We start from the raw sequence: 25,436 nt of genomic DNA on the forward strand, positions 1-25,436 counted from the left end.
CGCTCACGTCAGGCCTCCTTCACGTTCGCGCGACGGCCGGGAGCGGGGCGCGTGGACTTGCGCTGCGAGCCGAGCTTCTGGACGGCGCCGAGGCCGAGATTCCGGGGATTGGACAGGAACTTCGACTTCGAGGTCGACACCATCGCCACGAGCGGATGCGTGACCAGGTAGACGACCACCAGGTCGAGCACCGTCGACATGCCGAGGGTGAACGCGAAGCCCTGCACGTCGCCGACCGCGATGATGTACAGGATCGCGGCGGCGAGGAAGCTGACCGCGTCCGAGGCCAGGATCGTGCGCCTCGCCCGCGCCCAGCCGCGCGGCACCGCGGACCGGAACGTCCGGCCCTCCCGGATCTCGTCCTTCAATCGTTCGAAGTAGATGACGAACGAGTCCGCCGTGATGCCGATCGCGATGATCAGGCCGGCGACGCCCGCGAGGTCGAGCGTGTACCCGATCCAGCGGCCGAGCAGCACCAGCACCGCGTAGACGAGCAGGCCGGACAGCACCAGCGACCAGATCGTCAGGATGCCGAGCAGCCGGTAGTAGAACAGGCAGTACACGAACACGACCGCGAGGCCGATCGCGCCGGCGATCAGGCCCGCCTGCAGCGAGGCGTAGCCCAGCGTCGCGGACACCGTGGTGGCGTCGGACGAATCGAACGACAGCGGCAGCGAACCGTACTTGAGGATGTCCGCCAGGTTCTTCGCGTCGGTCTGGGTGAACTTGCCGGTGATCTGCGTGTTGCCGCCGAGGATGGCGTTCTGCACGGTCGGCGCGGACACCACGTCCGTGTCGAGCACGAACGCCGCCTGCTTGCCGATGTTGGCCGACGTGAAGTCGCCCCAGGTCTTGCCGCCCGCGCTCTTGAAGCTCAGGTCGACGATCCACTGGCCGCGCTGCTGGTCGTAGCCGGAGTTGGCGTTCGCGATCTCGGTGCCGGGGATGATCTCCGGGCCGAGCACGTACTTGGTGGCGTTCTTGTCGCCGCAGGTGACGAGCGGCTGGTTGGGCAGGTCGTTGCCCTCCAGCGGGTCCGCGACGTTCGGCGCGCAGGTGAGCGCGGCGAGCGCCTTCTGCTGCGCGGCCTGCGCGGCGGCGGCCTCCTGCTGGTTCTTCGGGTCCTTCGGCAGCAGCGCGGGAGCCTGGCGCACGGCGCGGGCTTCCTCGATCGGGTTCTTGCCCGCGTTCTGTCCGCTGGCCGGGGCCGAGGGGGTCGTGCTCGGCGGCTGCTGCGCCGGGGCGCCCGCCGCTCCCCCGCCGCCGGCGGGCTTGCTCGGCGCGGTCGCCGGGGCGCTCGGGGCGCCGGAAGCGGGAGCCGAAGGTGGCGCGGCCGGGGTGTTCGGGACCGAGGTGATGACCTCGCGGATCCCGAGCTTGGCGGTCCGGCCCAGGTTCTTCGCCTCGTCGCCCTGCTCGCCCGGCACGGTGATCACGATGTTGTTGCCGTCGAGCACCACCTCGGTGCCGCCGACGCCGATCCCGTTGACGCGGGTCTCGATGATCTGGCGCGCCTGGTTCAGCGAATCGCGGGTGGGCTGGCCCCCGTCGGGCGTCCGCGCGGTGAGCGTGACCCGGGTGCCGCCCTGCAGGTCGATGCCGAGTTTCGGCGTCGCTTTGCCGCTGCCGGTGAAGAACACCAAGGCGTACAGCACGACCACGATCAGGGCGAAGAAGGCGAGATAGCGTCCCGGGCGGAGATGCCCGGCCGATGGTGCCACTGTGCTTCGGTCTCCTCGAACTGGCACGGACTGGATGGACCCCGAGTGGTTCGGGTGCGCGAGCCGGAAGGGGCCCCCGGACGCGGCTGGTCGTGAACTATGACGGCGGACACGCACGCAGCACCGAGACAGTACTCGGTGCTGCGTGAGCCCGCCGTTCGCCCGTACCGACTTTCGTAGGCTGTGGGCGGATCACTGCCCGCGGAAGTGCGGAGGCTACTTCTTCCCGTGCTCGAGCGGGGGCGCCACCTGCGCACCGGAGGTCTGCTTCTCCTCGGCGGAGATCGACTCCTGGGCCGGGGCCTCCGAAGAAGCGGCCAGGGCCGACTCGACGCCCGCGACGTCGGCCGGGTCCTCGTTCTCCTCGGTCTCGACGACCGGCTCGACCTTCTCGCGGACCGCGAGGCGCAGCCAGGTGGTGACGACGCCCGGCGCGATCTCGATGTCGATCGTGGTCTCGCTGCTCGTGTCGGCGACCGTGCCGTACAGGCCCGACGTGGTCATCACGCGGTCGCCCGGGGCGATGCTGTTCTGCATCTCCTGCTGAGCCGCCTGCTGCTTCTTCTGCTTGCGGGTGCCCATGACGAGCGGCACGGCCACTACGAGCAGCAGCAGCAACGGCAGCAGTAACTGGTTCATGACTCTCCTCGACGGACGCCTTTCTCGGCTGCCCGCGTCCGGTTTCGACGGATGTGCTGTGTTCGAGTGTGCCAGGTACCGGCGGAAACGCCACCACCCGGGCCGCTGTCCGCCCTTGTCAGGCCTGGTCGAACAGCGTCGGACCGCCCGGGTCGGGCCGTCCCGCTTCCGGGGGCGGCACGAGTCCGAGGTGGTGCCACGCGGCCGCGGTCGCGACCCGGCCGCGCGGAGTGCGGGCGAGCATACCGGCCCGGACCAGGTAGGGCTCGCACACCTCCTCGACCGTCGTGGCCTCCTCGCCGACGGCGACCGCGAGCGTCGAGATGCCCACCGGTCCCCCGCCGAACGAGCGGGTCAGCGCGCCGAGCACGGCCCGGTCGAGCCGGTCCAGGCCCAGCTCGTCGACGTCGTAGACCTTCAGCGCGGCCTGCGCGACCTCCAGGGTCACCTTGCCGTCGGCGCGCACCTCGGCGTAGTCGCGGACCCGGCGCAGCAGCCGGTTGGCGATGCGCGGGGTGCCGCGCGAACGGCCGGCGATCTCGGCGCAGCCGTCGCGGTCGATCTCTATGCCGAGGATGGTCGCGGCGCGGCGGACGACCAGCTCCAGCTCGGCCGCGGAGTAGAACTCCATCTGGCCGGTGAAGCCGAACCGGTCGCGCAGCGGCCCGGTCAGCGAACCGGACCGGGTGGTGGCCCCGACCAGCGTGAACGGCGCGATCTCGAGCGGGATGCTGGTCGCGCCCGGTCCCTTGCCGACGACGACGTCGACCCGGAAGTCCTCCATCGCGAGGTACAGCATTTCCTCGGCGGGCCGGGCGATGCGGTGGATCTCGTCGATGAACAGCACGTCGCCGGGCGCGAGGTTGGACAGCATCGCGGCCAGGTCGCCGGCGCGTTCCAGGGCGGGCCCGGACGTGATCCGGATGGCCGCGCCCAGTTCGGCCGCGACGATCATCGCCATGCTCGTCTTGCCGAGGCCGGGCGGGCCGGACAGCAGCACGTGGTCCGGCGGCACGTCGCGCCGCCGGGCGCTCTCCAGCACCAGTTCCAGCTGCTCACGGACGCGTTCCTGGCCGACGAACTCGTCCAGTTTCCGCGGCCGGAGCGACGTTTCCAGGTCGCGTTCGCCGGTCTGGGCGAGCGCGGACAGCGTTTCGTCGCCCGCCTCGTACCCGCCGGTGTCGAACTCGGTCACTTCGTGGTTCATCGGCGGCTACCGCTTGCGGCCCAGCGCGGCCAGCGCCGCGCGCAGCACCGACGACGTGGTGTGCCCGTCGCCCTCGGACAGCACCTTGTCCACCGCCTGCTCGGCCTGTTTGGCCGGGAAGCCCAGCCCGGCCAGCGCTTCCACGACCTCGCCGCGCAGCGCGCCGGGCGCGGTCACCACCGGGGCGTCGCTGGCGCCGCCGAGCGCGGTGACCTTGTCCCGCAGTTCGAGGCTGAGCCGCTCGGCGCCCTTGCGGCCGATGCCGGGGACCTGGGTGAGCACGGTGATGTTGCCTTCGACGAGCGCCGCGCGCAGCTTGTCCGGCTCCAGCACGGCCAGCGTCGCCAGCGCGAGCCGCGGCCCGATCCCGGACACGGTCTGGAGCAGGCCGAACAGCTCGCGCGCGTCCTCCTCGGCGAACCCGAAGAGGGTCAGCGAGTCCTCGCGCACGACCAGCGCGGTGTGCAGCCGCGTCTGCTCGCCGCGGCGCAGCGTGGCCAGCGTCGCCGGGGTGGCCTGCACGGCGAGGCCGACGCCGCCGACCTCGACCACCACGTGGTCGAGCCCGACGGACAGCACTTCGCCGCGTACCGAGGAGATCATCGTCGTGCTCCTGTTTCGTTCCGCTTCGTGGTCGTTCCGGCCGCCTTGGCCGCGGCCGCCAGCCGGGCCTTGTGGGCGCGGACCAGTTCGGCCGCGCGGGCCTCGGCCTCGGCGAGCCGGACCCGCATCGGCTCGCGCCAGAGGTGGCAGATGGCGAGCGCGAGCGCGTCGGCCGCGTCCGCCGGGTGCGGTTTGACCTCGAGCCCGAGCAGCCGCATCACCATTGTGGTGACCTGTGCCTTGTCCGCGCGGCCCGACCCGGTGACCGCGGCCTTGACCTCGCTGGGCGTGTGGAAGACGACCGGCAGCCCGCGCCGCGCCGCCGCCAGCGCGACGACCCCGCCCGCCTGCGCGGTGCCCATCGCGGTGCGGACGTTGTGCTGCGCGAACACCCGCTCGACGGCCACCGCTTCGGGCCGGTACCGGTCGAGCCAGCGCTCCACCTCGTCGGCGACGCCGAGCAGCCGCTGCGCGAGGTCCTGGTCGGCGGGCGTGCGCACGACCCCGACCGCGACCGGGCGCACCGACCGGCCCTTGCCGCCGTCGACCACGCCGAGGCCGCACCTGGTCAGACCGGGGTCGACCCCGAGCACCCGCACCGTTTCTCCTTCGCCCGCGCGAACATCAGTTCGAGATGCAGGCTAACGGTCGGCGGGCGCGGCCCGGCGGACGGACACGCGCAAACGGCGGGCGAGGTGGACGCGGCCTCCGCTCCGCGAGCACGATGGGGGCATGCCGGGACCGGAGGATTACGTCGCGCACCTGGGCTTGGCGCCGCTGCCGGTGGAGGGCGGCCGGTTCGCGCAGAGCTGGCGCGCGGACGAGGGTTCGGCGATCTATTACCTGCTCACCGCGCCGGAGGTCTCCGCGCCGCATCGCCTCAACCGGGTCGAGGTGTTCGTGCACCACGCGGGCTCGCCCGCCCGGATGCTTCTGCTCCATCCGGACGGCACGGTGACGCGCCCGGTGCTGGGCAGCGACGTGGCCGCCGGGGAACGCCCGCAGGTGGTCGTGCCCGCGGGAACGTGGCAGGCGACCGTGTCGCTGGGCGCGTGGAGCCTGCTCGGGACTGTCGTGGTGCCGCCCTATACCGACGACTGCGTCGAGTTCGCGGACCCGGCGACGCTGGCCGAGCGGTTTCCGGACGCCGCCTCCGATCTGGCCGCGCTGGGCTAGCCGCTGTGCCGGAGACTCGGTCTTCAGGTACGTGAGGGGAACCCTGAGGGAATCAGAGTCAATGAGGGTGGCCCTCACGTACCGCGAAACCGGGCCGCGGTTAGCCGGTCAGGGGCCGTCGACGCCGGGCGTCCAGCTCTCCGGGTCGCCGCTTTCGGTGAGCACCGGCTGCCATTCGGCGAAGCCCTCGGGCGCGTCGGCGTGCCACGGGAAGTGCCCGTCGGGCGTCGCGACGATCATCTGCAGCGCCGGGAAGTCGCCGTCCGGGTAGACGAGGAACGCGGACCCGAAATACTCCGGGTAGTGGCCTTTCGCGACGCGTTCGAAGACGACCGGCGCGCCGTCGAAGAAATCCTCGTAGCGTTTGCCGACCTCGAAGATCTCGCCGTTGGCGGAACGGTCGACGTACGCGTCGAGCAGCACCGGGGCCATGTGGTCGGGCAGTCCGATCACGACGGCCTCGGGCACGTTGTGCAACGCCCACGCGCACGCGGTGAAGCAGTAGCCGGCCCCTTGGTCGTCGGCGGGCACGGCGATCACCGCGTTGCCCCGTTCCCGCGCCTGGGTTTCGATCCAGGAGATGAGGCTCTGCTCTTGCTCGGTGAGGGCGGAGGTCGTCACGGGCGACATTCTGCCCCACCCGCGCGCCCGAGCCCAGTCCCCGCGCCGGTCATTTTCCGCCCGTCCCAAGGATTTTCGCGTTTTCCCTTGTGCGGCAAGGGGAAACGCGGACGAAAACGGCCGCGCCCCGGAGTGGCAGGGGCGCGGCCGTGTCGTGTCGCGATTGGATCAGTCCACCGCGGCCATGACTTCGTCCGACACGTCGAAGTTCGCGTAGACGTTCTGCACGTCGTCGCAGTCCTCGAGCGCGTCGATCAGCTTGAAGACCTTCTTCGCGCCCTCGACGTCGAGCGGCACGCTCACCGACGGGAGGAAGGTCAGCTCGGCCGATTCGTACTCGAACCCGGCCTCCTGCAGCGCCTTGCGGACCGGGACGAGGTCGGTGCCCTCGGAGACGATCTCGAAGTTCTCGTCGAGGTCGTTGACCTCCTCGGCGCCCGCGTCGAGGACCGCCATGAGGACGTCGTCCTCGGTCGCGTCCCCCTTGGGCATGATCACGACGCCCTTGCGATTGAACATGTAGGCGACCGAACCCGGGTCGGCGAGCGAGCCGTTGTTGCGCGTGAGCGCGGTGCGGACCTCCATCGCGGCGCGGTTCTTGTTGTCGGTGAGGCATTCGATCAGCACCGCGACGCCGTTGGGGCCGTAGCCCTCGTACGTGATGGTCTGCCAGTCCGCGCCGCCCGCTTCCTCGCCGGCGCCGCGCTTGCGCGCGCGCTCGATGTTGTCCTGCGGGACGGAGTTCTTCTTCGCCTTCTGGATGGCGTCGTACAGCGTGGGGTTGCCGTCCGGGTCCCCTCCCCCGGTCCCGGTGCGGGCGGCGACCTCGATGTTCTTGATCAGCCGCGCGAAGAGCTTGCCCCGCTTGGCGTCGAGGTTCGCCTTCTTGTGCTTCGTCGTGGCCCACTTGGAGTGGCCGCTCATCTTTCCTCCATCTGTTCCCGCGGCCGCGTGCCTCCCGGCGCGGCCGCCGCAATCCTTGCTCAGGCTTTCCGCACGAGCTCGACGAACAGCCGGTGCACGCGCTCGTCCCGGGTAATCTCCGGGTGGAACGCCGTGGCCACCACCGCCCCCTGCCGGACGGCGACGATCCTATCGGCCCTCGGCCCCTCCGGCGGGTCCTCCGGGTCCGGCACGGTGGCCAGCACCTCGACGCCGTCCCCCGCCTTCTCGACCCACGGGGCCCGGATGAACACCGCGTGCAGCGGCCCGCCGGGCAGGCCGGCGAACGGGAGGTCGGCCTCGAAGGAGTCGACCTGCCTGCCGAACGCGTTGCGCCGCACGACCACGTCGAGGCCGCCGAGCTGCTGCTGGTCCGGGCGCCCGTCGAGCACCTGGCGGGCCAGCAGGATCATCCCGGCGCACGAGCCGAACGCCGGCAGGCCGCCGGCGATCCGCTCGCGCAGCGGTTCGAGCAGCTCGAAGGTCTCGAGCAGCCGCGACATCGTGGTGGACTCCCCGCCGGGCAGCACCAGGCCGTCCACTTCGGACAGCTCGGAGGGGCGGCGCACCGGAACCGCGCGGGCCCCCGCGCTCTCCAGCATCGCGACGTGCTCGCGCACGGCGCCTTGCAGGGCGAGCACGCCGACCGCCGGCCGTGCTCCCGTAGCTGTCGCCACCGAACCTCCCGTGAGACGTTCACATCAGCTTAGGGGGGCCGCTCCGAGCGCAACCGGGCAGGTCAGGCGGGCCGCACCGGGGCCGCCGCCCGCCCGGCGGCCCGTCCTGGACCGACGTGAAGTGGACTGCTGAAATCTGTCGCCAGTGGCCACCTCGAAGGTGATCTCCACTGGCACCGGGACCGCCGGTTTTCGGAAGGCCGGTCCCGTCTCCCATGGTAGGCCGCCCGGGAAGCCCCAGGTCAACGCTTCCCGCCGGAAAAGTGACCGAGCCCAAGCGGATCTCTCCGCACGTGAAGTGGCCTTCCGAGATAGCCGCGCAATGGCCTGCCTCAGCGGTCCACCGCCGTCTTACGCTGGAGGAGAAGACCACTTCAGCTCCCCCGAGAAAGGCCCGCAAGGTGTCGCAGCAGCAGAACGCCGAACCCCAGACCGTCACCGGCACCGCGAAGGTCAAGCGCGGCATGGCGGAGATGCTCAAGGGCGGCGTGATCATGGACGTCGTGACCGCCGACCAGGCCAAGATCGCCGAGGACGCGGGCGCGGTCGCCGTCATGGCGCTGGAGCGCGTCCCCGCGGACATCCGCGCCCAGGGCGGCGTCGCCCGGATGAGCGACCCGGACCTGATCGACGGCATCATCGAAGCGGTGTCGATCCCGGTCATGGCGAAGGCGCGGATCGGCCACTTCGTCGAGGCGCAGGTGCTGCAGTCGCTCGGCGTCGACTACATCGACGAGTCCGAGGTGCTCACCCCCGCCGACTACGCCAACCACATCGACAAGTGGGCGTTCACCGTGCCGTTCGTCTGCGGCGCGACCAACCTGGGCGAAGCGCTGCGCCGGATCACCGAGGGCGCGGCGATGATCCGTTCGAAGGGCGAGGCCGGCACCGGCGACGTCTCGAACGCGACCACGCACATGCGCAAGATCCGCGCCGAGATCCGCCGCCTCCAGTCGCTGCCCGAGGACGAGCTGTTCGTCGCGGCCAAGGAACTGCAGGCCCCGTACGAGCTGGTCCGCGAGGTCGCCGAAGCAGGGAAGCTGCCGGTCGTCCTCTTCACCGCGGGCGGCATCGCCACCCCGGCCGACGCCGCGATGATGATGCAGCTGGGCGCCGAGGGCGTGTTCGTGGGCTCGGGCATCTTCAAGTCCGGCAACCCGGCGCAGCGCGCGGAAGCGATCGTGAAGGCGACCACGTTCCACGACGACCCGGACGTGCTGGCCAAGGTGTCGCGCGGTCTGGGCGAGGCGATGGTGGGCATCAACGTCGAGGACGTGCCTGAGCCGCACCGCTTGGCTGAGCGCGGCTGGTAACCGTCTGCTTCATTCTTTACCCGCGGGAACGGTGGAGGGCGCCCCTGCCCTCCACCGTTCCCGCTGTCCGGCGGTTCCTCGTCCGGCCACTTTGGACACTGTCGGCGTCGTGGGCTACCCCGCGTCCTTCGGTACGAAGACGTGCCGCATTTCGCCGATGCCCTCGATGCTGGTGCGGACGATGTCGCCGGCAGCGAGGTACCGGGGCGGGGTGCGTCCCATGCCGACTCCGGCGGGGGTTCCGGTGAAGAGGAGATCGCCGGGGTGCAGCGTGCACACCGCCGAGATCCGCTCGATCAGCGCGCCGACGGGGAGGATCATCTGGCCGGTGTGCCCGTCCTGGACGAGTTCGTCGTTGACCCAGCACCGCAGCCTCAGCGGCGCCGAAAGGTCGATCTCGTCCGGAGTCACCAGCACGGGCCCGGTGGGACCGAAGCCCGGGTAGCTCTTGCCGAGCGAGAACTGCGGCGGCGTGCCGCTCATCTGCACGTCGCGGTCGCTGAAGTCCTGCCCCACCATAAGACCCGCGACGTACGTCCAGGCATCCGCTTCGGCGACGTCACGCGCCTCCCGCCCGATCACGAAAACCAGTTCGACCTCCCAGTCGACAGACGGCCCGCTGAGCCTGATCCGGCCGTGCGGGCCGGTCAGCGAATCGGCGAACTTCGTGAACACCGAGGGCACGCCGCCGGCGCGCAAGCCTGTCTCCGCCGCGTGCTCGGCGTAGTTGAGACCGACGGCGAAGACCTGGCGCGGCCGGGGAATGGGGGCACTCAGGTCCTCGGCTCGGTAGGGCACGGCGGCGTCGGCGGGTGCGGTGCCGGCCCACTCCAGGAATTCCGGCCAGCGGGCGAAGAGGCTCCCGGGCTCCGGTCCGAAGGTCCCGGCGCTGGCCTTCGCGATGTCGATCGCCAGGTCTCCGCGCACCAGGTGCGCCCGCCCGCCGAGATTGCCGATACGCATGCGGTTCCTCCAGATCATCTGCCCGGTGCCAGACCGGGCGCGGGGTCTCGACGGCGGCCGGGCTCGGTCACGTCCCCGGCACCAGGATCGCCCGCCCCCTGATCCGGTTCAGCGCCAGATCGTCGAACGCCTCGGCGGCCGCGTCGAGGGGGTAGCGGCGGGTATGCAGGGTCACCTTCCCGGCTTCCGCGAGCACCATGAGTTCGACCAGGTCGCGGTAGGTGCCGACCATGTTGCCGACGACGTTCTTCTCGCCCGCGACGGCGGCCGCGGTGGGGATCCGCAGCTCGCCGCCGTACCCGACGAGATACAGGGAACCGCCTGCCGCGGTCATGTCCCAGGCGTCGTTCTCCGCGCCCTGCTCGGCGACGAAGTCGAACACGACCTCGGCACCGCGGCCGCCCGTGCTGTCCAGGACCGCGCTCACCTGGTCGCCGTCGGCCAGGACCGTGACGTCGGCGCCGAGTCCGGCGGCGAGCGCGAGCGCGGCCCGGTCCCGGTCCACCACGACGATCCTCGCGGCGGTCAGCGCGGCGAGCACCTGGATTCCGATGTGGCCGAGGCCCCCGGCGCCCTGCACGACGGCCGTGCTGCCGGGCGGCAGCAGCGGAACCGCTTTGCGCACCGCGTGGTAGGCGGTGAGGCCCGCGTCCGCCAGCGCGGCGACGTCGGCGGGGTCGGTGGCCGAGCCGAGTTTGACGCACGCCCGCGCGGTCGTGCGCAGGTATTCGGCCATGCCGCCGTCGTGGTCGGACACCCCGGGGAACGCGGCCGCCGCGCAGGCCATGTCCCGGCCCTCCCGGCAGGCCGGGCAGAGCCCGCAGGAGGGCTGCGGGTGCAGGATCACCGCGTCGCCGACCTCGAAGCCGGCGACCCCGGCGCCGACCTCGTGCACCCAGCCCGCGTTCTCGTGTCCCAGCGTGTAGGGCAGCCGCGGGCCCATCGCGTCCGCCCACTGTCCCTCGATGATGTGCAGGTCGGTCCGGCACACTCCGGCGCCGCCGATCCGCACGATCACGTCCAGCGGTCCGGTCAGGACCGGCTCGGGAACTTCTTCCACCACAGGGGGCTTGTGGTAGTCGTGCAAGCGCACGGCTTTCATGCTTTTCCTCCTCGGAGACGGACGGATCAGGTCAGCGCGGCGGGGGTATCGGCCTTCGCGGCCGTCCGCGCCCGGCGACTGGGCGCGGTGATCAGGAAGACGGCGACGGCGGCCGCTGCGAGGGGCACGACGAGAAGCCCGAAGAGCGAGCGGGGCGACCAGGAATGGTCGAGCAGCAGCCCGGCGAGCATCGGCGCGGTCAAGGCCCCGACCCGGCCGAAGGCCATCGCCCAGCCGACCCCGGTGGCCCGTACCGGCGCGGCGTAGAGACCGGGCGCGATGCCGTTGAGGCCGTTGCCGGCGGCGTTGATGAACATCCCGACCGCGACCGCGGCGATCAGCGCGGCGGCGGCCGAACCGAGGAACAGGCTCATCGCCAGGTACGCCATTCCCGCCGCGAGGAAGCACCCGACCGTCAGCACCCGCAGCCGCGCCTTGAGGGCGAGCAAGCCGAACAGCAGAGTGCCCGCGATCCCGCCGAGGTTGAGCAGGAGCCCGGCGTTCATGCCCTCCTGGGCCGAGAAGCCGCTTTGCTGCAGCAGGAGCGGCGTCCAGCTCGCCGCGAAGTAGAAGCCCGCCATCATCACGAAGTAGGAGATCCACAGCAGGACGGTGCGCGCCGTGTCCCTGGTCAGCAGCGTCGTCACCCGCACCCGTTCCTCGCCGGGTTCGGGGCCGGGCAGAACGTCGACCGCGGGCAGCCGCATCCTGGACAGGAGCCGGTTGACCTTGCTCAGCGCGCTTCGGGGCCGGCGGCTGATCAGGTAGTCCAGCGACTCCGGCATCGCGGCGGCGACCGCGAACACCATGACCAGGGTGAGCACGGCGCCCGCGAAGAACGTGGCGCGCCAGCCGTATTCGGCGACCACGAGCTTGGCGACCGCGCCGCCGAGCACCCCGCCGAGGGGCAGCCCCATCCCGTACAGCGCGATCATCGTTCCGCGCAGCCGCCGCGGCGTGTATTCCGAGATGACCACGGGCAGGCTGGCCACCATGCCGCCGATGCCGAGCCCGGTGAGGAGACGGCATCCCGCGAGCACCGCGAAACCGGTGCTGAGCGCGGCCAGCGCCATGCCGGCGGTGCACAAGGCCAGGCAGATCAGTGTGAGCGGTCTCCGGCCGACGCGGTCGGCCAGCGGGGCGAGCACGGCCGAGCCGAGCGCCATCCCCACCAGGCCGCTGCTGAGCAGCACTCCCACCCGGGAATCGGTGAGCGCCCACTCGTGCGCCACGCCGGGCGCCGCGAAAGACATCACGAGGACGTCGAAACCGTCCACGAGATTGATCACGAGACAGATCGCGACGACCCTGATCTGGAACCGGCTCATCCCCGACCGGTCGATGGAATCCCGCACGGACATGCGTTCACCTCCCTGGCCGGCAGGCGGTCGCGTCGATCTCGACCAGAAGGTCTTCGCGCACCAGTCCCTGGACGATCAGCAGCGTGTTCGGCGGATACTCCCCCGGCGGGCAATGCCGGGCGAAGTACTCCTCGCGGGCCGCGTAGAAGTCGCCGACCTGGGCACGCGAGGTCAGATAGCTCACGAACCGCACGACGTCGCGGAAGGCGGCGCCCTGCGACTCGAGGATCGTGCGCACGTTCTCGTAGGCGCGCAGCGTCTGCGTCCGCACGTCCGGCCCGGCCACGGAATTGTCCTCGGCGATGCCGCACTGGCCGGCGACGAAGATCAGCTCGCCCGCTCTGGACACGTGGGAGTACGCGCTGAACGGCGCCCCGACTCCGGGCGGGTTCTCATAGCTCGGCGCAATGGTCATGGTGGTCCGTTTCTCCTTCGAGGTCGATCAGGCGGCGGCGGGTGCGTGGGCGCCGCCGGCGAGAATCCGGCCGAGCGCGGCGGACAGTTCGGCCCCGTCCCCGGCCTGGCGCGCCCGCCAGGCGACGTGTCCGTCCGGGCGGACGAGCACCGCCCCTTCCCGGCCCATCGACAGCGGCCCGAGCAGGTGCGGCAACCGCTTGACCCGCAACGGGACGACGGCCGCCGCCGCCAGGTCCTGGCCCGCGCGCTCCCATTCCTCCGCGTCCGGCCCGCAGACCAGCACGAACATCGTGTCGAACCAGTCGATGCTCGACTCCGTCTTCTCGACGTCGAGCCAGAAGTGCGGGAACCTCGCGCCGGGCCGGTCGGTCGGCCAGTAGTGCTGCGAGTCGTACGGCGGGATCGGCGAGCCGTCGTCGACGACCGCACCGCGGGCGTAGACGTATCCCAGCGTGTGGCCGTCGCTGTGCAGCTGCTTGTTCATGTCGATCAGCAGGTCGCGCCAGCGCTGCGGTTCCTCCTCGCGGCGCCGGAAGGCCTCGTCCATCTCGTCCAGCCGCGTCTGGTTGCGCACAGCGAAGTCGGTGTTGGACTGCGCGACCGGGCGGCGCTCGTCCTCGTAGGTGTCGAGCAGGACGTCCCCGGCCCGCCCGGACAGCACGGTCGCGAGCTTCCAGGCGAGGTTGTGCACGTCCTGGACGCCGGAGTTCAGCCCGTTGCCGCCCGCGGTCGGGAACCGGTGGGCGGCGTCCCCGGCGAGGAACACCCTTCCCTCGCGGAACCGCTGCGCGACCTGGGCGCTCATCCGCCAGTTCATGACGTTGATCCGCTCGACCTTCAGGTCGGGCATCTCCCACTGCTCCCGCACTTCTTCGACGAGGCGTTCCTCGGACAGCGGCTCCTCGCCTTCCCGCAGCTTCTGCACCGCCAGCCACCGGTCGCCGTCCGGTCCGGTGGCCAGGACGTTCACGTCGGGCCGGCTCCGGTCGCGCGGCCGGACCAGGAACCCGATCGCGCTGCGGACGTGCGGCAGGTGCCCGAGGTCGGCGCGGTAGTAGTGATTCGCCATCAGCGCCAGGGTTTCCGGCCCGTCCATCGGGATCCCGACGGCCTCGCGCACCCGGCTGTTCGCGCCGTCGCACCCGACGACGTACCGCGCCCGGACCTCGAACTCCTCGCCGTCGGGCAGCCGCCGCACCCGCGCCGTCACGCCGTCGGCGTCCTGGGCGAGGGACACGAGTTCGGCGGAGCGCCGCACCTGGGCCCGCGGCCGGGCGGACAGCGCGTCGTCCAGAGCCTCCTCCACCGCGTCCTGGGGCACGATCGACCTCGGCGCGGGGGTGTGCAGGCTCGGGCAGGGGTCGGTGTAGGCCACCAAGGGGCCGTTGAGACTCTCGCACCAGCAGGCCACGTCCGCGTCCGGCGGGAGACCCGCACGACGCACCCGGTCCTCGATCCCCCACTGCCGGAACAACTCCATCGTGCGCGGGTGACAGCCCCGGGCTTTCGGGTGCGTGGTCGTGGCCGGCCGGCGCTCGACGAGCAGGCTTTCCACCCCGAACCGGTCCAGCAGCAGCGCGAGGCTCATGCCGACCGGTCCGCCCCCCGCCACGAGAACAGGTACGTCGATCATCAGGATCTTCCTTTCCGAGGGGGCTCAGTCGACGTAGGACACCCGGGGCTTGCACCGGTCGTCCTCGAGTTCCGGCAACGTCACGACGCGCTCCTGCTCGAACGCGTCGGTGCGGGCAGTGACGAACGCGGCGTCCTCGGCGAGACTGCGGTTGTAGGACACGTGGGGGCAGAACGGCGGGATGTACAGGAAATCGCCGACGCCCACGACCAGGTCGTGCTCGAGTTCCTTGCCCCAGAAGAAATGCACGCTGCCGCGGATGCCGTACAGCGCCGACTCGTGCTCGACGTGGTAGTGGACGTTCGACTTTTCGCCGGGCCGCAGCGAAGTCACCAGGAGCGACAGGTGCTTCGACGGCGTGGTCACCCCGTTCACCCCGAAGAGCGCGTTGACGTCCTGCTTGGCTCGCTGCTCGCGCTCCGGGTGCACGAGGGTGACGTCGCCGTCCCATTCGACCGTGAATTCCATGTGCCGCAATTCCTCCTCGGATCGGCGGCGGACGATCAGCGGGTCCGCCGGTGAAGCTGGGGAAACGGTGCGCCGCGAACGGCTCCCCGGTCGAGGCGGGTGTGCAGAATTTGCACAGCGGGCGGCGATTTTCCCCGCTCTCCCGGGCATAATCGGCCGACGGCGTCGTCCCGGCTCAGCGCGGCGGCGCCCGTGCGCGGCGAGGAGGCGTGATGCGGTCGACGGAGACGCAGCGGGCTTGGGAAAGGTTCCAGTCCGGAGCACCGGCCTCGATCCGCCGGGAGATCGTCGCGTCGTGGCGCCGCTCCCGCAGCAGCGGCGTCGACCCGGACCGGCTGGACCTGGCGCACAGCGAGATCGACCCGCGCTCCCCGTTCGTCCGCGTCGCCGCGCCGGTGCTGCTCGGCATGGCCGACCTGCTGGCCGGCAGCTCCACCTCGCTCGCCCTCGCCGATCCCGACGGCATCCTGACCTGGCGCTGGGAGTCCGAGCGGACGCTCACGAGCGAGCTCGACCGGATCGAGTTCGAGCCCGGCTCCCAGATCGCCGAGCGCAGCGCGGGCACCAACGGCATCGGGGTCGCCACGACCACGCGCCACCCCTCCGTGGTGATCGGCGCCGAGCACTACAAGCAGCCGTGGCACCCGTGGGCCTGCGTCGCCGCGCCGGTGGTCCACCCGATCACCCGGCGCGTCGCGGGCATCGTGAACGTCGCCTGCCCCGCCGCGGACGCCAACCACCTGCTGCTGGTCGCCGTCCGGGCACTGGTCGACGGGGTCGCCGCCGCGCTGCACGAGGCCGCGACCGTCCGGCAACGGCGGATGCTCGACGCGCACCTGTCGATGCGCTCGGCGGCGGCCGGCCCGGTCGTCACCCTCGACCGCCAGACGATGATCGTCGAGGACGACGCCGCCGAACTGGGCCTGGACCGGCCGGGCCTGTGGGCCGCGGTGACGGAAGCCGGCCCGTCGGCGAACGAGATCGCGCTCCCCGACGGCCTGCGCGCACGCCTGTACCCCGTCGTCCCCGGCCGCCTCGAAGACGGCGTCGTCCTCGTGCTCACGCGCGGGACAGCTCTGGGCGGAGGCTCGTTCAAGCCCGGTCCCGCCGACCGCCTAGGCCCGCTGGAACAGGCCGAACTACGGGTCATCACCGACACGCTCGCCGAGTGCGGCGGCAACAAGTCCGAGGCGGCGGCCCGGCTCGGCATCTCCCGTGGCACGCTGTATCAGCGACTCCGCCGCTATCGCTTGAAGTGAGCCCGATCAGCGCACGCTTCCCGTCGGGCTCGTACCTCCACAATGGACGAACGGCACCCCTACCGCACCCCCTGAACGCCGGGAACGACCGGTATCCTCTCAATTACCAACGGTAACGTCGGCCGCATGAAAATCGGACTCAACATCGGTTATTGGGGCGCCGGAAACGACTCGACGAATCTCGAACTGGCCAGAGAAGCCGACCGGCTCGGGTTTTCGGTCGTGTGGGTGGCCGAGGCGTACGGGTCGGATGCCGCGACGGTGCTGGGGTGGCTCGCCGCGCGCACCAAGCGAATCGATCTCGGCAGCGCGATCCTGCAGATCCCGGCCCGCCGTCCGACGATGACCGCGATGACCGCCGCGACGCTCGACAATCTGTCCGGCGGCAGATTCCGGCTCGGACTCGGCGTTTCCGGCCCGCAGGTGTCCGAGGGCTGGTACGGCGTCCCGTTCGGGAAACCCGTGCAGCGCACGCGCGAATACGTCGACATCGTCGGGAAAGCCCTGCGCTACGAACGGGTCCGGCACGACGGCGCGCATTTCCAGCTTCCCCTCCCCGGCGGTCCCGGCAAAGCGCTGCCGCTGGCCGTGCCTCCCGTTCGCGAGCACATTCCGCTCTACCTCGCTTCTCTCGGCCCGAAAAACCTCGAACTCACCGGCGAAATCGCCGACGGCTGGCTCGGCCTGTTCTTTTCCCCCGGCCACGGGCGCGAATCCCTCGACCGGATCCGCGCCGGCCGCGCGAAGATCGGTGCGACGCTCGACGGATTCGACGTGGTGACCACCGCCCCGCTCGCGGTCGGCGACGACTGGCGGGCGGCGGCCGACTGCGCCCGGCCCTACGTCGCCGGGTTCATCGGCGGAGCGGGCAGCCGCGAGAAGAACTTCTACCGCGATCTCGCCGCCCGCATGGGCTACGCGGCCGCCGCGGACGAGATCCGCGACCGGTACCTGACCATGGACTACGCCGGGGCGATGGCCGCGATCCCGGCGGACTTCCTCGACGCGACCTCGCTTCTCGGCCCGAAGGAACGGATCGCCGACCGGATGCGCGCCCTCGCCGAAGCCGGGGTCACCACGCTCGCGCTCTCGCCGACGCACCCCGATCCCGAAGCCAGCAAAGCCGCCTTGCGCGTCGCGGCGGAAGCCCTTGCCGCGTCCGGGGTCGGGGACTGATCCACAATGGACCTCGGGTGCCGCTGTCGCAGCCGGACCGGCCCGTCACAGCCCTTTCAGGACACGATCCAGCGCCGCCCGGCCCGCGGGTCCCCAGTGCGGTTTGCCGCCCGGCAATCCCCGGTCCCCGTTCTGTCCCATGAGGATCAGGAAGAGACTCTTCATCGCCGCCAGCCCGCGGGCGCGCCGGATCGCCGGCTCGTCCGCCCGCGCGTAACTCTCGAAAAACCGCGCGGCGGTGCCCGCGGGCAGCAACACCCAGGCGGCGGCGAGATCCCACGCCGGATCGCCGGCGAACAGGTCGCCGAAATCCACGATGCCGGACAGGGTTCCTTGGGAGACAACGACATTCGCAGGATGAAGGTCGCCGTGCACCCACACCGGCGGGCTCTCCCACGCGGGGGCCGCGACGGCGTCGTCCCAGACCGCCCGGACGTCGGCTGCGAGGTCGTCGAGAGCAACCGCCTCGAGGAATTTCTCGAAGCCGCCGGTGCAGTCTCGGGGATGGGCCCCGCGGTCCGTGGCGATCGGCGCGTCGGCGGGGGCTTCCACGTGGAGCGCGCGGAGGAAGTCCGCGAGAGTGTCGGCCGCGTGGGTGCCGCGGCTGATCGTGCCGTGGTCGAGCGGTTCGCCAGGAACCCAGGTCATCACGGTCCAGTGCTTGGGGAAACGCTCGGACGGTTCGCCGTGCCGCACCGGCGTCGGCACCGGGAGCGGCAGGCGCGGAGCCAGGGCCGGCAGCCACTTCCGCTCCTTGAACTGCTGCGCCGAGGTGGGGTCCATGCGCTGCATGCGGACGGCCAGCTCGTCGCCGAGACGCCACATCTGGTTGCCCCAGCCGCCCGCCACCTCGCGGATCGCCAGACCGGCGAGGTCGGGATGCTGCTCCCGGAGCAGGTCCCGGACCAGCTCCGCGGTGAGGACGATTTCGGTGCCGGTCACGGGAAACGACAGTACCGAGGCCGCCGCCGGGTCAGCAGTCGCGTTCGTCGAGCCGGGCGCGGAGGCCGGTGATGATGTCGTGGGCGTCGGCGAGTTCGTCTTCCAGGCCGACGATCCGGGCCGCCGACGCGAGGGAATGGCCCTCGTCCAGCTGTTCGCGCAGCCGCAGCACGAGGGTCAGCTGGCGGCGGGAGTAGCGGCGATGCCCGCCGCCGGAGCGTTCGGGCCGCACCACGGCGGCGGTGTCCAGGCTGCGCAGGAAAGCCTGCTGCACGCCCAGCATCTCGGCGGCCTGCCCGGTCGTGTAGGCCGGGTAGTCCTGGTCGTCGAGGTTCTCGAGTCCGGTCACGCAACCTCCTGTCTGGGACAGACGATATCTGGACTCGAGGCTTGACACAATCTCCAGTCCGCGCTATAGAAATTTCTAGACGCGATAGCTGACCTGGGTGCCGAGAAGAACGTAGCCGGGGAGTGATCGACGATGCCGGACACCATCAGCCGCCAGGACGCGACCGCCCGCGAGTTCGCGGAGCTGATCTGCGCCGACCCGGCCTGGCTGCGCGCCGAGTTCGAGGCGATCGTGTCCGCTGGTTTCGGCGACGTCCCGGCGCTTCCGCCGGTGCCCGCCAACGATTCCCGTCCGCTGGACCCCGGGAAGACCGCCGCTGCGCGACGGGTCGCGGCGAGCGTGTGGCGGGCTTGGCCGCCGGAGCACCGGGAGCGCGCCCCTCCGCCGCCGAGCGAGGACACGAAAGCCGTGACATCGCTCGGGAGGTGATAACGCGCCGCGGCCGGACGGGGAGGTCTGCCACCACGGTTGGCCGAGAGGCTCGCACAGCCCCGGCACCGCGTCTCGTGACGTGGCCCCGCGACCGCCCCGGAGCACCGGCAGCGCTGACTTGCCGACAACTCATCACGATTGCTTTTCACCCGAACTGGTTCCGGCCCCGCCGCTGCGTCCGGCGGGGCCGCATCTCCGCGAAGACCGGCGATCCAGCAGCCGCGGATCGCGAAAATCTGCAGTCACGGGAACAGGATTTCAGAGCGAGTCGTTAGCAGAGTGGAGACCAAGCGAGCGCCCGCCCCGACGGCGGGCAGGGAAGGAGAAAGGGAGGCGCATGGTCATGTTGATGCGAACTGACCCGTTCCGGGAGCTCGATCGGCTGACCCAGCAGTTCTTCGGCGGCAACGGCACCACGACCCGTCCGGCGGTGATGCCGATGGACGCCTACCGGTCCGGCAACGACTACGTCGTGCAGTTCGACCTGCCCGGCGTCGCGCCGGAGTCCATCGACCTGGACGTCGAGCGCAACGTGCTGACCGTCCGGGCCGAGCGCAGGCCCGACTACGGCGAGGACGCGGAGGTCCAGGTCTCCGAACGGCCGCGCGGGGTCTTCTCCCGCCAGCTGTTCCTGGGCGACACGCTCGACACCGACAGCATCAAAGCCGACTACGACGCGGGCGTGCTCACCCTGCGAGTGCCAATCGCCGAACAGGCCAAGCCGCGCAAGATCGCCATCGGCGGCAGCGGCGAGACCAAGCAGATCCGCGCCTGACCGTCCCGAATCCGGCCCCGTCCCCGCGACGGGGCCACGCCTCTCCGGCCCGGCAGCGCTGGCCGGAGTTGTGTGCCGGAAATGCTTGCAGCTTCACGGTTTCCCCGGCTGTGACCGCCTCGGCAACACAAGCACGGGGCATTTCCAGTGAATTGCCGGCCCGCGGTTATCGGGCCGCTGGAGCGCGGCAATCCCACGGTACCGTCGATCGTCAGCCGTCCTTGCCACGCGCATTGGCGCATCGCTGGCCGCGCAACCAAAACCTTGGCCGCCTCCGGTCGGCGGTAGCGCCCCACCCCCGGGTTCCGCCACCCTGAACACCCGAGGACGGGAGGCGCCGGGTGAAGGTCGTCATCGTCGGGGCGGGCATCGGCGGGCTGACCGCGGCCCTGTGGCTGCACCGCGAAGGCCTCGAATCCACGGTGTACGAACAGAGCACCCGGATCGGCGAACTCGGCGTCGGGATCAACGCATTGCCGCACGCCGTCAAGGAACTCGCCGCGCTCGGGTTGCTCGACCAGCTGGACGAGATCGGCATCCGCACCCGCGAGCTGTTCTACACCCACCGGCTCGGGCAGGTCATTCTCCACAAGCCGTGCGGGCTCGACGCCGGATTCGCGCTCCCGCAGTACTGCTTGCACCGGGGCAGACTGCAGAACATGTTGCGGCAAGCCGTCCAAGACCGGCTCGGTCCCGATGCGATCCGAACCGGGCACCGGCTGACCGGGTTCGAGCAGGACGAGCGGGGCGTCCGGGTGCGCTTCGCCGAGCGGGATCGCGGCGAAGCGGTCACCGTGCCCGCCGACATTCTGGTGGCGGCAGACGGAATTCACTCGGCTGCCCGGTCCTTGCTGTTCCCCGCGGAGGGACCGCCGCGCTGGAACGGCGTCTTGATGTGGCGCGGCGCCACTGACTGGCCGGAATTCGGCGGCGGCGCTTCGATGATCGTTTCCGGCGGCACCGACGCCAAGCTGGTGATTTACCCGATCGGACCAGGAAAGACCGCAAGCACCCGGCTGACCAACTGGGCCGTCTGCATCCGCACCGGGCAGCCCGGCGACCCTCCCCCGGAGCGGCAGGACTGGGCCAAGCCCGGCGACCGATCCGAACTGGCCCGGCACGTCGGGCGGTTCCGCTGCCCGACGGTCGACCACGTCGCGCTGGCCGAGGCCACCGAGGAGATCTTCGAATTCCCGATGTGCGACCGCGATCCGCTGCCCGCCTGGTCGCACGGACGCGTGACGCTGCTCGGCGACGCCGCCCATCCGATGTACCCGATGGGGTCCAACGGCGCCGGCCAGGCGATCCTCGACGCGTCCAGCCTCGCCGCGCACCTGGCCCGGCACGCCGATCCCGCCGAGGCCCTGCGCGCGTACGAAACCGACCGGCTGGCGGCCACCAGCGAGATCGTGCTGCGCAACCGCCTGGGCGGCCCGGAAAACGTCATCGACGAGGTCGAACGGCGCGCGCCGGACGGGTTCGACCGCCTCGAGGACGTCATCGACGCGGCGACGCTCGAGGCGATCGTCAGCGGCTACGCGCAGGTTTCCGGCGCGTCCCAGCAGCAGGTGAACCGCGCCTGAGCCGGTTCAGGCTCCCTCCACCGAACCGGGCGGCAGGAAGTCGACGTCGTGCAGTACCGACACCCGGACCACCTCGGCCGGGTCCGTCAGGTTGTGCAGTTTGTCGAACAGCGACGCCAGCTTCCCGGCCGGGCTCACCCAGAACAGCCCCCGGGTCATGCCCTCGCTGCGGTTGTAATAGGCGTGCGGGAGCCCCTTCGGCATCCGCACGGTGTCGCCGGGACCGGCGGTTTCCCAGTGGCCGTCGAGGTAGAGCGTGAAAACGCCCTCCAGGATGTAGATGTGCTCGTCCTGAGTCGGATGGACGTGCGGGGGCACCCCGGTGCCGGGCGGGTCGAGGGTTTCAAACGCGAAACTCGACTCGCTGGCCGCCTTCATCGAGTAGGTGTGGCCGAGCACGTTCCACACCTTGCCCCGCATGCCCTCGCGGGCCGGCGTGATCCCCTTGGGCAGGGGACCGAGCACGATTTCCTCGCCGGACATCCGCACCTCCTGGCCGATGGTCTCTTCTTCTCCGGCAGAGACTCTGCGCTATCCGGGCGGCGGTGTACAGCCGCCAGCCGCGGAACGCCAGGACGCGCTCAGTTGTATTCGGAGATCTCCACCCCGAACGTCCCCGGCTCCAGCGCCTCGAAGATGTGCGGCACATCCCCCGGATAGCAGATGTAGTCCCCGGGCAGCAGCTCCACCGGGTCGTCCATGATGCCGATCCGCGCGCGGCCGGCGCACAGCACGGTGTGCTCGACGACGCCGCTCATGTGCGGGTCCGACCGCCGCGGGATGCCGGGCTCCGCGCTGACCAGGTAGATGTCCCGGCGCGCCGCGGACGGGCACGCCGACAGCAGGGTGCACGCGTAGTCGGCGTGTTCGGCGAACACCGTCGGGCCCTTGCCCGCGCGGATCACCTTCACCTCCTGCCGTTCCGGTTCGACCAACCGGGAAAACGGCACGTCCAGCGCGACGCCCAGGGCCCACAGCGTCTCCACGCTCGGGTTGCCCGCCCCCGATTCCAGTTGGGACAACGTGGATTTCGCCAGGCCGGCGCGGCGGGCGACCTCGGTCAGGGAGAGGCCGGCGCGGGCCCGTTCGCGGCGCAGGGACGCCGCGATGATGTCCAGCGGCGCGCCGGTGCTCTCGTTCGGCATCTGTGTTCGCTCCATCAGTCTTCTCGTTCGCCTTGACGAACAGGGTCGGTTGTGTTCAGCATAGGACACTATGCGTTCGATTTGGCGAACACTCGATCGCGGCCTCGCCCGCGACATCGGTCTCGTGTGCCTGGCCGACGCCCTCGTGGGCGTGTCCTACGGCGCCATCGCGGTGGGCTCCGGCTTCCCGCTGTGGGCGCCGATGCTGCTGTCCCTGCTGGTCTTCGCCGGCGCGTCGCAGTTCATGTTCGTCGGCATCGTCGCCTCGGGCGGCAATCCGCTCGCGGCGGTCGCCGCCGGGCTGCTGGTGAACGCGCGGCACGTGCCGTTCGGGTTCGCGGTCGGCGACGCGCTCGGGCGCGGCCTGCTCGGACGGCTGGCCGGCAGCCACCTGATGATCGACGAATCGGTGGCGTTCGCGCTGGCCCAGCGCGACGCGGAGCGGCGGCGGGCGGCGTACTGGGCGTGCGGCATCGGGCTGTTCGTGTGCTGGAACCTCGGGGTCGTGGTGGGCGCGTTCGCCGGGTCCGCGATCAGCGACACCGACGCGTTCGGCCTGGACGCCGCGTTCCCGGCGGTGCTGCTGGCGCTCGTGCTGCCGTCGCTGAAGGACCGGGCCTCGCGGCTGCCGGTGCTGATCGGCGTGGTGGTCGCCCTTGCCGCCACTCCCCTGCTCCCGGCCGGGCTGCCGGTGCTGCTGGCGCTGGTCGGAGTGGTCGCCGGGGCCGCGGCGAAGGAGCCCAAGTCTCTGGAAGGAGCGCACTGATGGACGGTGCGGAACTGATCGTCGCGACACTCGTGCTGGCGGCCGGGACGTTCGCGTTCCGGCTCGCCGGGCCGCTGCTGCGCACGAAAGTGCGGTTGTCCCCGCGCGCCGAGCGGCTGATGACGCTCTCGGCGGTGGTGCTGCTCGCCGCGCTGGTCGCGACCAGCGCGCTGACCCAGGGGCACGAATTCGCCGGAATCGCCCGGCCGGCCGGAGTTCTGGCGGGCGGAGTGCTCGCGTGGCGGAAGGCGCCGTTCGTGGCGGTCGTGATCGCCGCCGCGGCGACCGCCGCGTTGCTCAGGCTCGCCGGAGTCCCGTAACCGGAAATCGCACGGCGACTTCCAGTGCGCAATTCTTCTCGAACGAGAAAACACCCGGCAAGCAATAACGATCGGGCGGGAGAGGCGACCGTTCGCCTCCCCCGCCCGCCGGTGGGGAAATCAGTTCCGGGTCATCGGGCGGAAATCGCCCGCGAACCGGTCGCGCCGGCCGCGCCGCACGACGGCTCGTCCGGCTGGGCGGAAACGCTCACGGCGTCCCACGCCGCCTTCACAGTGTTGAATTCGGTGCAGCCGTTGGGGAAGAGGTTCTTCGCCGCGGTCAGCGTCCAGGTGCGGTAGCTCTGGTACGAGCTGCCGCTGGTCTTCAGCAGCATCGCGTTGTAGAAGATCTTCACCGCGGTCTGCACGCCGAGCCCGGTCACCGTGGAGTTGTTGCACGTCGGGCTCGTCGGCTGGCCGTTGGTCGGGTTCGTTCCCTCGGCCAGCAGGTAGAACCAGTGGTTGCCGGGGCCGGCCGCGGCGTGCACCTCGGTGCCCGGGATCGAGTCGTCGTAGCAGTTCGCGTGGCCGAGCTGGGACGGGTCGTACATGTTGCGGATCGGCCCGCTGCCGGTGAGGTTCACCTGGTTGCCGACGAGGAAGTCCGGGACCGCGTACGGCGCGGGCTCGTTGGCGAACCATTCGGACGACGCCCCGAAGACGTCCGCGACGAATTCCTGGGTGCCCGCGCCGGACATGCTGCCCGGCGTGTGGTCGTCGATGCCGTGGCCGAACTCGTGCCCGATCACGTCGAGCGAGCCGATCCACTGGCCCGCGGTGTTGTTCCCGACCTGAACCTGGGTGCCGTCGTAGTAGGCGTTCTGCTCGTTGAGGCCGACGCGGATCGGCCAGGCGCCGCCGTTGCCGTCGAAGCTGTTGCGGCCCAGCCATTGCGTCAGCATCTTGTTCTCTTGCTGGATGCCGTACAGCGCGTCGGCGCAGCCGGTTTCCTTGTCGGTCTCGTCGCCGTTGCCCCAGCTGTCGGTCGACTTGGTGAAGGTCTGCTGGGTGGCGGCGTCCTGGCAGCTGAGGTTCGCGATGGTCGGGTCGGTCATCGAGTAGCCGCCCGCGCCGTCCGAAGACGTGTCGAGGTGCAGCGGCTCCGGGCCGTTCCACACGCCCTGTGCGTCGCCGTAGGCCACGTGCTCCTGGGTGTGCAGGACTTTGCCGGTCATCGCGTCGACGACGACGTCCAGCTTGCTGGGCCCTTCGGCGTTCCGCCCGGTCACCCGGGTCGTCCACGCGAGCCTCGGGCTGCCGAGCGCGTACGTGGCGAGCGTCGCGGGCTGCACACTGTCCACAGTGGGCACGTGGGTGCGCGCGATCGCTTCGGCCTGCTTCGCGGTCAGCTTCGGCGACGTGCTGGGCAGGTCGATCGCGGAGGTCTGCGCGACCGAGGTGGCGAGCACCTGCCCGGCGGAGTTCGTGGCCACGACGAAGTCGCCGCCGATCACCGGCAGGCCTTTGTAGGTGCGGTCGTACGGCACGTACTTCAGCCCGTTGGTCGACGAGATCACCTTGTGCGGCTGGAAAACGTCGTCCTTGCTGGCGTGCAGCGCGGCGGGCCGGGAGGCGACCAGCGCCTGCGCGGCGGTGGCCGCCATGGCCTCGGCGGCCTGCGGACTCTGCGGTTCGAGCGGTTGCGCGTGGGCGGCGGTGGCCGTGGTGACGGCCCCGGCCAGCACCCCGGCTGCGAGCAGCACGAGCGGTCGGCGCGATTTCATCGGCGGTGTTCTCCTCCGGACAGGCCGGATCAGACCCGGGGGTGGGGGCCGGATTCGGAAGTGGAATGGGATCGAACCCCGCCAAGAGTCGGGTTTTTCCCAACTCCGGACAACCGACGAAG

Annotated in this window: 28 protein-coding genes; 9 read left to right on the top strand and 19 right to left on the bottom strand. The window is 71.0% G+C overall.

The window, feature by feature from the left end; all coding sequences use genetic code 11:
* Window positions 1-8: 8 nt before the first annotated feature.
* The 5 genes from secD to ruvC all read right to left on the bottom strand — a co-directional run bounded on the left by secD (window position 9) and on the right by ruvC (window position 4,769).
* On the bottom strand, window positions 9-1,721 hold the full coding sequence (gene secD / locus CU254_RS21465; RefSeq protein WP_009079313.1) for a protein translocase subunit SecD: 1,713 nt from the start codon (window positions 1,719-1,721) through the stop codon (window positions 9-11).
* A 216-nt stretch (window positions 1,722-1,937) separates the two neighbouring features.
* Window positions 1,938-2,360 carry a preprotein translocase subunit YajC gene (gene yajC, locus CU254_RS21470; RefSeq protein ID WP_009079315.1) on the bottom strand — a complete coding sequence of 141 codons (423 nt, stop codon included), beginning with the start codon at window positions 2,358-2,360 and terminating at the stop codon, window positions 1,938-1,940.
* Between the two features lie 118 nt (window positions 2,361-2,478).
* The gene (ruvB, locus tag CU254_RS21475; protein WP_050788240.1) at window positions 2,479-3,567 is read right to left on the bottom strand and encodes a Holliday junction branch migration DNA helicase RuvB; all 1,089 of its coding nucleotides are present in this window, start codon (window positions 3,565-3,567) and stop codon (window positions 2,479-2,481) included.
* Between the two features lie 6 nt (window positions 3,568-3,573).
* Window positions 3,574-4,170: a Holliday junction branch migration protein RuvA gene (gene ruvA, locus CU254_RS21480; protein ID WP_009079318.1), complete on the bottom strand. Its 597-nt coding sequence runs from the start codon at window positions 4,168-4,170 to the stop codon at window positions 3,574-3,576.
* The gene (ruvC, locus tag CU254_RS21485) at window positions 4,167-4,769 is read right to left on the bottom strand and encodes a crossover junction endodeoxyribonuclease RuvC (protein ID WP_009079320.1); all 603 of its coding nucleotides are present in this window, start codon (window positions 4,767-4,769) and stop codon (window positions 4,167-4,169) included. The genes ruvA and ruvC overlap by 4 nt, the downstream gene beginning before the upstream one ends.
* 133 nt (window positions 4,770-4,902) lie before the next feature.
* Here ruvC and CU254_RS21490 point away from each other — a divergent pair, with 133 nt between their 5' ends.
* Window positions 4,903-5,346: a cupin domain-containing protein gene (locus tag CU254_RS21490; RefSeq protein WP_009079321.1), complete on the top strand. Its 444-nt coding sequence runs from the start codon at window positions 4,903-4,905 to the stop codon at window positions 5,344-5,346.
* 108 nt (window positions 5,347-5,454) lie between these two features.
* Here the strand turns inward: CU254_RS21490 and CU254_RS21495 are convergent, their stop codons facing one another.
* The 3 genes from CU254_RS21495 to pdxT all read right to left on the bottom strand — a co-directional run bounded on the left by CU254_RS21495 (window position 5,455) and on the right by pdxT (window position 7,586).
* Window positions 5,455-5,976, bottom strand: coding sequence for a DUF4262 domain-containing protein (locus CU254_RS21495; RefSeq protein ID WP_009079323.1), 522 nt, complete (start codon window positions 5,974-5,976; stop codon window positions 5,455-5,457).
* A 159-nt stretch (window positions 5,977-6,135) separates the two neighbouring features.
* On the bottom strand, window positions 6,136-6,891 hold the full coding sequence (locus CU254_RS21500; protein ID WP_009079324.1) for a YebC/PmpR family DNA-binding transcriptional regulator: 756 nt from the start codon (window positions 6,889-6,891) through the stop codon (window positions 6,136-6,138).
* A gap of 59 nt (window positions 6,892-6,950) precedes the next feature.
* A complete protein-coding gene (gene pdxT, locus CU254_RS21505) occupies window positions 6,951-7,586 on the bottom strand; it encodes a pyridoxal 5'-phosphate synthase glutaminase subunit PdxT (RefSeq protein WP_009079325.1) in 636 nt (211 codons plus the stop codon).
* Window positions 7,587-7,987: 401 nt separating this feature from the next.
* Here pdxT and pdxS point away from each other — a divergent pair, with 401 nt between their 5' ends.
* Entirely contained in the window at window positions 7,988-8,899 is a 912-nt protein-coding gene (gene pdxS / locus CU254_RS21510; protein WP_009079327.1) for a pyridoxal 5'-phosphate synthase lyase subunit PdxS, read from the top strand.
* 114 nt (window positions 8,900-9,013) lie between these two features.
* Here pdxS and CU254_RS21515 read toward each other — a convergent pair whose 3' ends face one another.
* The 6 genes from CU254_RS21515 to CU254_RS21540 all read right to left on the bottom strand — a co-directional run bounded on the left by CU254_RS21515 (window position 9,014) and on the right by CU254_RS21540 (window position 14,843).
* Window positions 9,014-9,862, bottom strand: coding sequence for a fumarylacetoacetate hydrolase family protein (locus CU254_RS21515; protein ID WP_009079329.1), 849 nt, complete (start codon window positions 9,860-9,862; stop codon window positions 9,014-9,016).
* A 67-nt stretch (window positions 9,863-9,929) separates the two neighbouring features.
* On the bottom strand, window positions 9,930-10,964 hold the full coding sequence (locus CU254_RS21520) for an NAD(P)-dependent alcohol dehydrogenase (RefSeq protein WP_009079331.1): 1,035 nt from the start codon (window positions 10,962-10,964) through the stop codon (window positions 9,930-9,932).
* A gap of 26 nt (window positions 10,965-10,990) precedes the next feature.
* Window positions 10,991-12,325, bottom strand: a complete 1,335-nt coding sequence (locus CU254_RS21525) for an MFS transporter (RefSeq protein WP_009079333.1) — start codon at window positions 12,323-12,325, stop codon at window positions 10,991-10,993.
* 4 nt (window positions 12,326-12,329) lie between these two features.
* Window positions 12,330-12,740 (bottom strand): RidA family protein, encoded by a 411-nt coding sequence (locus tag CU254_RS21530; protein ID WP_009079335.1) that lies wholly within the window; start codon window positions 12,738-12,740, stop codon window positions 12,330-12,332.
* 27 nt (window positions 12,741-12,767) lie between these two features.
* Complete coding sequence (locus CU254_RS21535) at window positions 12,768-14,375, bottom strand: FAD-dependent monooxygenase (protein ID WP_009079337.1); 1,608 nt, start codon at window positions 14,373-14,375, stop codon at window positions 12,768-12,770.
* A gap of 24 nt (window positions 14,376-14,399) precedes the next feature.
* Window positions 14,400-14,843 carry a cupin domain-containing protein gene (locus tag CU254_RS21540; RefSeq protein ID WP_009079338.1) on the bottom strand — a complete coding sequence of 148 codons (444 nt, stop codon included), beginning with the start codon at window positions 14,841-14,843 and terminating at the stop codon, window positions 14,400-14,402.
* Between the two features lie 212 nt (window positions 14,844-15,055).
* On the opposite strand from CU254_RS21540, the gene CU254_RS21545 reads away from it, so the two are divergent.
* Together CU254_RS21545 and CU254_RS21550 are read left to right on the top strand one after the other, a co-directional pair.
* Window positions 15,056-16,102: a helix-turn-helix domain-containing protein gene (locus tag CU254_RS21545; protein WP_037714394.1), complete on the top strand. Its 1,047-nt coding sequence runs from the start codon at window positions 15,056-15,058 to the stop codon at window positions 16,100-16,102.
* A gap of 126 nt (window positions 16,103-16,228) precedes the next feature.
* Window positions 16,229-17,278, top strand: coding sequence for an LLM class F420-dependent oxidoreductase (locus CU254_RS21550; protein WP_009079342.1), 1,050 nt, complete (start codon window positions 16,229-16,231; stop codon window positions 17,276-17,278).
* A 45-nt stretch (window positions 17,279-17,323) separates the two neighbouring features.
* Here CU254_RS21550 and CU254_RS21555 read toward each other — a convergent pair whose 3' ends face one another.
* The gene (locus CU254_RS21555) at window positions 17,324-18,220 is read right to left on the bottom strand and encodes an aminoglycoside phosphotransferase family protein (RefSeq protein WP_037714397.1); all 897 of its coding nucleotides are present in this window, start codon (window positions 18,218-18,220) and stop codon (window positions 17,324-17,326) included.
* A 31-nt stretch (window positions 18,221-18,251) separates the two neighbouring features.
* The gene (locus CU254_RS21560; protein WP_037714399.1) at window positions 18,252-18,569 is read right to left on the bottom strand and encodes a helix-turn-helix domain-containing protein; all 318 of its coding nucleotides are present in this window, start codon (window positions 18,567-18,569) and stop codon (window positions 18,252-18,254) included.
* A gap of 132 nt (window positions 18,570-18,701) precedes the next feature.
* Here CU254_RS21560 and CU254_RS21565 point away from each other — a divergent pair, with 132 nt between their 5' ends.
* The 3 genes from CU254_RS21565 (at window position 18,702) to CU254_RS21575 (ending at window position 21,359) form a co-directional block, all read left to right on the top strand.
* Complete coding sequence (locus CU254_RS21565) at window positions 18,702-18,998, top strand: hypothetical protein (protein ID WP_009079348.1); 297 nt, start codon at window positions 18,702-18,704, stop codon at window positions 18,996-18,998.
* Window positions 18,999-19,344: 346 nt separating this feature from the next.
* Window positions 19,345-19,776 carry an Hsp20/alpha crystallin family protein gene (locus CU254_RS21570; RefSeq protein WP_009079349.1) on the top strand — a complete coding sequence of 144 codons (432 nt, stop codon included), beginning with the start codon at window positions 19,345-19,347 and terminating at the stop codon, window positions 19,774-19,776.
* 341 nt (window positions 19,777-20,117) lie between these two features.
* Entirely contained in the window at window positions 20,118-21,359 is a 1,242-nt protein-coding gene (locus tag CU254_RS21575; protein WP_009079351.1) for a flavin-dependent oxidoreductase, read from the top strand.
* A gap of 6 nt (window positions 21,360-21,365) precedes the next feature.
* Here CU254_RS21575 and CU254_RS21580 read toward each other — a convergent pair whose 3' ends face one another.
* Both CU254_RS21580 and CU254_RS21585 read right to left on the bottom strand, forming a co-directional pair.
* Window positions 21,366-21,842, bottom strand: a complete 477-nt coding sequence (locus CU254_RS21580) for a cupin domain-containing protein (protein WP_037714401.1) — start codon at window positions 21,840-21,842, stop codon at window positions 21,366-21,368.
* A 98-nt stretch (window positions 21,843-21,940) separates the two neighbouring features.
* Window positions 21,941-22,504, bottom strand: coding sequence for a helix-turn-helix domain-containing protein (locus CU254_RS21585; protein WP_037714403.1), 564 nt, complete (start codon window positions 22,502-22,504; stop codon window positions 21,941-21,943).
* Between the two features lie 70 nt (window positions 22,505-22,574).
* On the opposite strand from CU254_RS21585, the gene CU254_RS21590 reads away from it, so the two are divergent.
* Both CU254_RS21590 and CU254_RS21595 read left to right on the top strand, forming a co-directional pair.
* Window positions 22,575-23,270 carry an AzlC family ABC transporter permease gene (locus CU254_RS21590; RefSeq protein WP_009079354.1) on the top strand — a complete coding sequence of 232 codons (696 nt, stop codon included), beginning with the start codon at window positions 22,575-22,577 and terminating at the stop codon, window positions 23,268-23,270.
* Entirely contained in the window at window positions 23,270-23,590 is a 321-nt protein-coding gene (locus CU254_RS21595; protein WP_009079357.1) for an AzlD domain-containing protein, read from the top strand. The genes CU254_RS21590 and CU254_RS21595 overlap by 1 nt, the downstream gene beginning before the upstream one ends.
* Window positions 23,591-23,721: 131 nt before the next feature.
* On the opposite strand, the gene CU254_RS21600 is transcribed toward CU254_RS21595, so the two are convergent.
* Window positions 23,722-25,314: a M4 family metallopeptidase gene (locus CU254_RS21600; protein WP_009079359.1), complete on the bottom strand. Its 1,593-nt coding sequence runs from the start codon at window positions 25,312-25,314 to the stop codon at window positions 23,722-23,724.
* Between the last annotated feature and the right edge of the window lie 122 nt (window positions 25,315-25,436).

The sequence above is a fragment of the Amycolatopsis sp. AA4 genome, assembly GCF_002796545.1.
In the GTDB taxonomy this organism is placed as follows: domain Bacteria; phylum Actinomycetota; class Actinomycetes; order Mycobacteriales; family Pseudonocardiaceae; genus Amycolatopsis.